We start from the raw sequence: 7,755 nt of genomic DNA on the forward strand, positions 1-7,755 counted from the left end.
TCAACATCCGCCCCCGCAGCCTCCACCGAGGCGACTGGGACCGTGTCCTCCGGCCCTTCCGCACCCCGGGCGGAGCACGCCGCTACCCCAAGGAACACATCGCCGCGCTCCTGAACCAGCCGGATGAATCCGCCCCTATCCCGTAGCGCCGCCACGAGCCGGTCCGCGCGTCCGCGACGGTCTGCCGCCCCGGCCGAGATCCCGGGCACGGACTCAGCGGCACGGCGAAAGCTCCCCGGTTCCGCGGGCACCGTCCGAGTGGAACTGGTGGGACCCCGCGCTGACCTGGTGCGGGGTATCCGAAGAAGGAAGGAACTCCCTATGTCCTCCGCGAACCTCTCGACACTGCTGGAGTCGCCCGACGGCGAGTCCCGCGCGCAGATCGCCCGCCTCGGTGATGCCTTCCCCCTGGACCCCTCGACGGCCGTCTTCGAAGCCAGCGACGAGCCTCCGACCGGGGTCCGGCCCTGGGGGCTACGGCGCGCGGTCACTCCGAAGCCGCGCCCTGAGGTGGCCGCAGCGGTGGACCGCTACGTCTACGACCCCGTGACCCAGCGGGGCATCGACCGCCTCACCGGAGCACCGGCCGTGGGCAAGCGCTCCAGCGGCACCAAGGAGACCACGGGCGAGCCCGACAGCGCGCGGCCGAGCACCGAGGAAACCACCACCGACTGATGGCCTCCTCCGCAGCACGGAAGGCGGTGCTCGTCCTCACCCACATCGAGGACGCCACCGCCGACCCCGTGATCTATCACCTGTCCGAACGCGGCGTGCCCGTCGTGCGCATGGACCCCGGCGACTTCCCCGCCTCCATGACGGTGGAGGCCGCCTTCGACGGGAACTGGGAAGGAGCGGTGCACGACGCCTTCCGCGGCGTGGACCTGGGATCGGTACGGGGGGTCTACTATCGGCGCCCCTCCCAGTTCACGTTGGCCGAGGGCATGTCCGGCCCCGACCAGCGCTGGGCCTACCGCGAGGCCCGCATGGGTTTCGGTGGTGTCCTCCTGGCGCTGGACTGCCTCTGGATCAACCAGCCGTCACGCATGAGCGCGGCTGAGTACAAGCCCGTCCAGCTGGCGGCGGCGGCCAGGGCCGGGCTGAAGGTACCGCGCACGATCATCACGAACGTGCCCGACCACGCCGCGGATTGGGCCGCCGGTATCCCCGGCCCCGTCGTGTACAAGCCGGTCGGCGGCGCGCTGCACGTCGAACAGGGCCGTACCCGGATCGTCTACGCCAGCGCCGTCGCCGCCGTGGAGGAACTCCGCGACCCTGCCGTGGGCCTGACCGCCCACTGCTTCCAGGAATGGGTGGACAAGGCGTTCGAGGTCCGTCTGACCGTCGTGGGCCGGACGATGTTCGCCGTGGCCATCCACGCCCGGTCCCAGGCCGCGCACATCGACTGGCGCAGTGACTACGACGCCCACCGGTACGAGGTCGTCGGCATCCCCGACGACGTCCGCTCCGGCCTGGAGCGCTACATGCGCGCCTTCGGACTCGTCTGCGGCGCCGCCGACTTCGTGGTCTCACCCGACGGCGGGTGGACCCTGCTGGAGGTCAACCCCAACGGCGAGTGGGGATGGCTCGCGGACCGCTGTGGTCTGCCCATCGGGCAGAGCATCGCCGAACTACTGGAGAAGGGACAGATGTGACCGGAGTTGTTCACGAACCCTCGTCCGCACTGGTGGCCCGCCTGGTCGAGGAGGGCGCGCTGGTGCCTGACGACCGCCTCACCGAGGCGTTCCGACGCGTGGACCGGGGCGTGTTCGTCCCGGCCTTCGCCCTGCACGAGGAAACCCCGCAGGGTGCGCGTTACAGGCTCCTGTCCGCTGAGGACCCCGACCAGCGTGAGGAATGGGCCTGCCACGTCTACGCCGACGAGACGCTGACCATCGAGATCGCCGGAGAACCGGTGACCGACGCCCTGCCCGGGGGACGCGGTACCGGCCGGTGGACCAGCTCCTCCACGATGCCCAGCCTCATGGCGCGGATGCTCCACCAACTCGACCTGGGCGGCGACCCCCGCGTTCTGGAGGTAGGAGTCGGTTCCGGGTACAACGCGGCGATCCTGTGCGAGGTGCTGGGTTCGGACCGGGTCACGAGCATCGACATCTCACCGCGCTTGGTCTCCGACGCCGCCCGACGCCTCTCCGCCCTGGGATACACACCCGTCGTGGCCGAGTACGACGGGCACAAGGGCTTCCCCGACCGCGCTCCGTACGACCGGATCGTCAGCACCACGGCCTTCACCCACGTTCCGCCGGAGTGGATCACCCAGGCGGCACCGGGCGGGAGCATCCTCGTCAACATCGCGGGAGGCACCGGAGGCGCCATGCTCGGGCTCCGGGTGCGCGACGACCACACGGCGCAGGGGCGCTTCCTTCCGCAGTGGGCCGGGTTCATGCCCGCGCGGAGCAGCGTTCCCCGCCAACGCGTCAGCGTGGATGACGCGGGGGAACGGAGCACGACCACTCTGAACCCGGCGCTCGTTCGCGGGGAACCGGCCATGGCGTTCCTCGCGCAACTGGCCACGACGGACGCCGACACCGTGGTCAGGACGGCCGATACCGGGGCGGACTTCCTCTTCATGGAGGGCGCCGACGGGGCCTGGGCCGAGATCGACATGGACGCGGACGAGGGTCGCTACCCCGTGGTCCAGGGCGGACCGCGCCGTCTGTGGACGCGGGTGGAGGAAGCGCACCGGTGGTGGGTCGCCAACGGCCAGCCGGGCTGGAGCGCCTACGGCGTCACCGCCACGCCGGGGGACCAGCACGTGTGGTTCGGTTCGGCGGAGAGCGACCAGCGCTGGCCGCTGCCGCTCCCGTAGGCAACGACCTCCCTGTTCTGGAAGGGGCCCGACTCAAGGACATCAGTGACCTCCTCCTCTCCCGAGACAACGCCTGACCTCCACCAGGCGTGGCACCACGCGGTCGCGGCCCTGGGCCTGGCCGTGTTGCCTCATGCCGCACTGCACCACGGAGTGGGTGGCCGGGACCCTCAGCGGACCGGTCGCCCACAACGGCGGAGCCCCGATACGGCTACGCTGAGTACTGGCGCGCTCGCAGCGCCCTGCCGGTCGCGCTCTCACAGGAAACACTGGAGACCCCCACATGAGCATCCCCTCCGAGTGGCACAAGTCCACTTACAGCGCCAACGGGCATAACTGCGTGGAGGCGAGGGAGCATGCCAGCGGCGCGGACGTGCGCGATTCACAGAATCCGCACCTTGGGCACCTCACGTTCTCTCCCGCTGAGTGGGCGAACCTCCTCCAGGACATCAAGGGCGGCTGAACCCTCGATCGCCCACAACGGCGGAGGAAAGCACGAGCGCGACGACAAATGACCAACCCCGAAGACCTCCGGTCCCGCCTCGTCGAGGAGATCGCCCTCTCTCCGGCCTGGCGGGACACCTTCGAGCGGGTTCCCCGCCACCGCTTCATCCCCGACCGGATCTGGATCGAGGACGGGGATGACCTGACCGTCCTCGATAGGGCCGATGACTCGGACGCGTGGTTGCGTGCCTGCTACGCCGACCGGCCCGTCATCACCCAGATCGACGATGGAGACCCGACCGGGCGCGGGCAGCGGTCCTCGTCGGCGTCCATGCCGAGCATCGTGGCCCTGATGCTGGAGGCCACCGACCTCGCCGCCGGTCAGCGGGTGTTGGAGATCGGCACCGGAACCGGGTGGAACGCCGCGCTGCTCGCTGACAGGGCCGGCGCGGGGAACGTGACGTCGGTGGAGATCGACCCGGCCGTGGCCGCGCGGGCTGAGGAGAACCTGGAGGGCCACGGTGTCCATGTGGTCCTCGGGGACGGTGAGAAGGGTTGTCCGCCCGACGCCCCCTACGACCGGGTACTGGCGACCGCCGCCGTCCAGAGGGTTCCTTACCCGTGGGTGGAGCAGACGGTGCCCGGCGGGCGGATCGTGACCCCGTGGGGGACGAGCTTCCACAACGGCACGCTGCTCCGCCTCCAGGTCGGCGCGGACGGAACGGCGTCCGGGAGGTTCGGCGGGAACGCAGGCTTCATGTGGGTGCGTGGCCAGCGGACGCCGCACGGCACGCTCGATGAGCGCGTCCGTCCCGACCACGAGTACGCCGAGAGCACCACGGACCTGCACCCGTACGAGCCGGTCGGTGACTTCGACGCGAGCTTCGCGATCGGTCTGCGGGTTCCCGGCATGAAGGACCTGCTGGTCTTCGACGACGACGTGCCGGGCAACCCGGACTACACGGTGTACCTGATGGATCCTGGTTCGGGTTCGTGGGCCTCGTGGCGGGTCCGGTCCGGTTCCCATGAGTTCCGGGTCCGCCAGCACGGCCCGCGCCGCCTCTTCGACGAGCTGGCCGGGGCCTACGCCTGGTGGCGGGAGGCGGGCCGCCCGGAGCACTCCCGGTTCGGCGTGACCGTGACCCGCGAGGGACAACGCGTGTGGTTGGACGACCCCGGCAACGTCCTTCCCATGGGGCAGATCGCCGCCGGACAAGCGGAGAACGGCCAGGCATGACCCGAGCCGTTCACGGACCCTCGTTCGCACTTGTGGACCTTCTGGTCGAGGAGGGCGCGCTGGTGCCTGACGACCGCCTCACCGAGGCGTTCCGACGCGGGTGACGACAACCCCTTCTGACCTGAGACTTCTCGGAGGCGGGCCCCGGAGGTTCGACCACCGGAGCCCGTTGCGTGTGGGTACGATGCGCCCATGCCCGGCCCTGGTGACAACAGCTGTCTCGTGCTGCCCTTCCCGTACGTGCCCACCCTCGGCCCCGTACACCCCGATGCCCTCACCGCCCGCCTGTGGGACGAGGTCATGGAAGTCAACGGCACTGGCAGTTTCCTGGCGCACGACAAGGACGCCCGCTGGGGTGGGACCAAGAACGAAACGGTCCTTGCCGATGCCATCCGCAACGAGGGCGAGACCGTCACCGTTCCCACCCTGACCACGCGAGGTCGGGGCGTGGTGAAGGTTCACCACTACGGGCCAACGCCCGACGTGGCCCAGGCGTTGGAGGAGGCCGGGAAGCTGGCCGCCGCGTACGACGCGGGGGCGGCGCGTGTGCTGTGGTTCTCCACCGAAGCCGACACCCGCTGGCACAGCTGCCGTGTCCAACTCAAGACCTTCACCGGGAACGAGCCCTACACCCATGGCGAGGTGGAAAGTCTGCACACTGAGACTCCGGCTGTTCAGGACACCTTTGCCGTTTTCGCCCAAGCACTCAAAGGAGACGGGTTCTCCTTCCTAGCCGAACAGATGCGAACCACTGGTCTGGACGGCCCGCTCTTGGTTGCCGTGTCCGAGGGACGTGTCGTCGGTGCTATCGGACCCATGGCCATTCGCCAGGACTCCATCGGCGTCCCGCGGCTTCTGCCGCAGTACTTCGGTGTGCTGCCCGAAGTGCGCGGTCACGGTCACGGGCGTGCGCTGTGGCGGGCAGCGATGGGCTGGGGACAGGAGAACGGAGCCGTCTACCAGTTGCTCCAGACCGAAACCGGCGGCGCGTCGGACCACCTGTGCCGATCCGAGGGGCTGACCAGCCTCGGCTTCGTCTTCACCGCCAGTCTGTAGAAACTGCTGCCGCAGTGGCCCTGCTGTCCGGGGGAGAATCCCGGGGCCGCTTGGTATCCACGGCCACCATGCGAAACGGCTGTGGCAAGCCCAAGGGGCGGCACTCCCCGTAGGGAGCACCGCCCCTTTGAACCCGGTCACCCGCTGTCCTATGTCCTGAGGATCAGGCCTGGAACTCGGTGATCGTCTGGGCGATGCCGTTCTCGACCTCGACCCCGGCCAGCACCACGGTCCCGTCCTTCAGCTCAGCATCGAACTCCTCCATGCTGCACTCCACGGTCCCGGTCATGTCGTCGTTGGGGACCTCGGGCGCGCAGGTGTACAGGCCGCCGAGGATCTCGGTGTCCTCGGTGACGTAGAACGCCTGGTCGCCGACGATGTACTCGTACGGAGCCAGGTACACGACCTCGCCGGAGAGGGTTCCGGTGAACCCGTCGGCACCGGCCTCCACGCCCTGGGTCTCGGCTCCTCGCTGCTCGGAGGCCGCCGCCGGGCTGAAGCCGGTCGCGCCGAGAGTGAGCAGACCGGCGGAGAGAACGGCCAGCGCGCTGGTACGGATATCGCGATTCATCGCGTTCCTTTCCTGTGGGGAGCGGTGTGTCAATGGACTCGCCAGGGATTGGGGGATGAGTGCGTTATGCGTGGTCGTGCCCCCGGGCTGGCTTCTCAAACGCGGATCGTGGATATCGGGGAAAATCCCGAGGGTGCCGGAGTCGTATCGGCCCGAGGATTAACCGTCGAATTTCAGGGATTGATCATGGCGGAGCGGTTTGTGCTGTCCGGGTGAGGGAAGGATGGCCCTTCGCCTGGTCGGCGTCGCTGTCCGTGCGGGCTGGTGCGACCCCAGGTGCTCCGTGTCCGGGGGCCCTCGCCGCCTGTGCCAATGATCAATGACGGAAGCTAAATATCCCGTTAGGCTGCGCTGGTTTCCCTGGTTTGTCTGCGGTGGGACGATCGGCTCTTATCGGCGAACGCGGAAGTGCTTGAAACCGGCCTGATTCGCCTTGGATGCGCGTTCGGGTTCCATGGTTCTCCCGTCAGGGACAATACGCGGGTTATCCGGGGCGGACCCCGGGAAATCCGCGCCGTCCGAACGGTCCCCGGAAGGCTCTGGACCGTCCCGCCGCCCGAACGGTTCGGGGCACCCGGCCCGTGCGCTCCCGGCGCGCTCGTATCCTCGGACCCGGACCCGTCACCCGAGGTGGAGAGCGACGACGCGATGCTGGAGATGCTGCCCGGACTCGTCCGGATCTACGAGGAGTGGGCGGAGCGGTACCCCGACGTGCAGCCGCTGACCATCCAGTTCGCGCCGGACGGCAAGTCGGACAAAGGCCTCGACGGGGTGCTCGCCTACCCCCTGGACGGCCACTGGCTGCTGGTGTCCTTCGGACTGACCGAGCTGGGGGAGAAGACCAGCGAGGAGCCCCGCGTCTCCGGGTCGGGCTTCGAGTTCACCTGCCGCGTTCCGCGCGAGGACGGCGACGAGGCCGTGCCCGCCTGGATCCTGCGCGTCATGCACGCCCTGGCCGACCGCTTCGTCGCGGGCAGTGACCTGGACGTGGGCCACTGGATCGTCACCCCGTCCCCGCTCGGCGGCGAGCCCGCCAACGGTGACATGACCTCGCTGGTCATCGTCCCCGACACCGAGATCCGCGCCATGGACACCCCGAACGGGATCGTCCTCTTCTTCCAGCTCGTCGGCCTGCTGGCCGAGGAGGGCGAGGCCATGCAGCAGGCGGGGACCGCCGCGCCGCTCGTCGCCCTCCTGCGCGACCGCGACCCGAGGATGGTCACCGACCCCTCGCGCGAACCCGTCCGCCTCTGAGTCCGTCGGAGACGACGGTCCAGCGGCCTGCGCACGGAATCCTGTACAACCGTGGAGGTGTGACGGCGGAACCAGGAGGCGCAGCGATGAAGACCATGAGCTACTCGGAGTCCCGCGAGAACTACGCGGCCACGCTCGACTCCGTCGTGAACGACCGCGAGGAGGTCGTGATCACCAGAGTGGGACACGAGTCGGTGGTCATGATGGCGTTGTCGGAGTACGAGAGTCTCAGGGAGACCGCCTACCTCCTCCGCAGTCCGGAGAACGCGCGACGCCTCGTCACCGCCATCGAGGAGTCGGAGTCCGGGTAGACGGTCTCCGGTCACCGAAACGCCGACGGGCCGCCACCCGTAGGGGGTGGCGGCC

Annotated in this window: 9 protein-coding genes; 8 read left to right on the top strand and 1 reads right to left on the bottom strand. The window is 69.2% G+C overall.

The window, feature by feature from the left end:
* The first annotated feature begins 321 nt into the window (after positions 1 to 321).
* The 6 genes from tgmA to DQW06_RS01020 all read left to right on the top strand — a co-directional run bounded on the left by tgmA (position 322) and on the right by DQW06_RS01020 (position 5,564).
* Positions 322 to 675, top strand: coding sequence for a putative ATP-grasp-modified RiPP (gene tgmA, locus DQW06_RS00995; protein ID WP_013156435.1), 354 nt, complete (start codon positions 322 to 324; stop codon positions 673 to 675).
* Positions 675 to 1,652, top strand: coding sequence for an ATP-grasp ribosomal peptide maturase (gene tgmB / locus DQW06_RS01000; protein WP_117197792.1), 978 nt, complete (start codon positions 675 to 677; stop codon positions 1,650 to 1,652). Before tgmA ends, tgmB begins: the two co-directional genes overlap by 1 nt.
* Positions 1,649 to 2,827 (top strand): ATP-grasp peptide maturase system methyltransferase, encoded by a 1,179-nt coding sequence (gene tgmC, locus DQW06_RS01005; protein WP_117197793.1) that lies wholly within the window; start codon positions 1,649 to 1,651, stop codon positions 2,825 to 2,827. Before tgmB ends, tgmC begins: the two co-directional genes overlap by 4 nt.
* Positions 2,828 to 3,110: 283 nt before the next feature.
* Positions 3,111 to 3,290, top strand: coding sequence for a DUF397 domain-containing protein (locus DQW06_RS01010; RefSeq protein WP_013156438.1), 180 nt, complete (start codon positions 3,111 to 3,113; stop codon positions 3,288 to 3,290).
* A gap of 48 nt (positions 3,291 to 3,338) precedes the next feature.
* Positions 3,339 to 4,508 carry a methyltransferase domain-containing protein gene (locus tag DQW06_RS01015; protein ID WP_117197794.1) on the top strand — a complete coding sequence of 390 codons (1,170 nt, stop codon included), beginning with the start codon at positions 3,339 to 3,341 and terminating at the stop codon, positions 4,506 to 4,508.
* Between the two features lie 192 nt (positions 4,509 to 4,700).
* Positions 4,701 to 5,564: a GNAT family N-acetyltransferase gene (locus tag DQW06_RS01020; RefSeq protein ID WP_013156441.1), complete on the top strand. Its 864-nt coding sequence runs from the start codon at positions 4,701 to 4,703 to the stop codon at positions 5,562 to 5,564.
* A 163-nt stretch (positions 5,565 to 5,727) separates the two neighbouring features.
* Here the strand turns inward: DQW06_RS01020 and DQW06_RS01025 are convergent, their stop codons facing one another.
* Complete coding sequence (locus DQW06_RS01025) at positions 5,728 to 6,135, bottom strand: hypothetical protein (RefSeq protein WP_117197795.1); 408 nt, start codon at positions 6,133 to 6,135, stop codon at positions 5,728 to 5,730.
* A 648-nt stretch (positions 6,136 to 6,783) separates the two neighbouring features.
* On the opposite strand from DQW06_RS01025, the gene DQW06_RS01030 reads away from it, so the two are divergent.
* Both DQW06_RS01030 and DQW06_RS01035 read left to right on the top strand, forming a co-directional pair.
* Positions 6,784 to 7,389, top strand: a complete 606-nt coding sequence (locus tag DQW06_RS01030; RefSeq protein WP_013156443.1) for a suppressor of fused domain protein — start codon at positions 6,784 to 6,786, stop codon at positions 7,387 to 7,389.
* Positions 7,390 to 7,475: 86 nt separating this feature from the next.
* Entirely contained in the window at positions 7,476 to 7,700 is a 225-nt protein-coding gene (locus tag DQW06_RS01035) for a type II toxin-antitoxin system Phd/YefM family antitoxin (RefSeq protein WP_013156444.1), read from the top strand.
* The last annotated feature ends 55 nt before the right edge of the window (positions 7,701 to 7,755 follow it).

This window comes from Nocardiopsis sp. TNDT3 (assembly GCF_003427465.1).
GTDB lineage: Bacteria > Actinomycetota > Actinomycetes > Streptosporangiales > Streptosporangiaceae > Nocardiopsis > Nocardiopsis dassonvillei.

Bases quoted from the DNA above. Each gene is read 5' to 3' on its own strand.
- DQW06_RS01025 (WP_117197795.1), bottom strand. From the start codon at position 6,135: ATGAATCGCGATATCCGTACCAGCGCGCTGGCCGTTCTCTCCGCCGGT.
- DQW06_RS01015 (WP_117197794.1), top strand. From the start codon at position 3,339: ATGACCAACCCCGAAGACCTCCGGTCCCGCCTCGTCGAGGAGATCGCC.
- DQW06_RS01010 (WP_013156438.1), top strand. From the start codon at position 3,111: ATGAGCATCCCCTCCGAGTGGCACAAGTCCACTTACAGCGCCAACGGG.
- tgmB (WP_117197792.1), top strand. From the start codon at position 675: ATGGCCTCCTCCGCAGCACGGAAGGCGGTGCTCGTCCTCACCCACATC.
- DQW06_RS01035 (WP_013156444.1), top strand. From the start codon at position 7,476: ATGAAGACCATGAGCTACTCGGAGTCCCGCGAGAACTACGCGGCCACG.
- tgmA (WP_013156435.1), top strand. From the start codon at position 322: ATGTCCTCCGCGAACCTCTCGACACTGCTGGAGTCGCCCGACGGCGAG.
- DQW06_RS01020 (WP_013156441.1), top strand. From the start codon at position 4,701: ATGCCCGGCCCTGGTGACAACAGCTGTCTCGTGCTGCCCTTCCCGTAC.
- DQW06_RS01030 (WP_013156443.1), top strand. From the start codon at position 6,784: ATGCTGGAGATGCTGCCCGGACTCGTCCGGATCTACGAGGAGTGGGCG.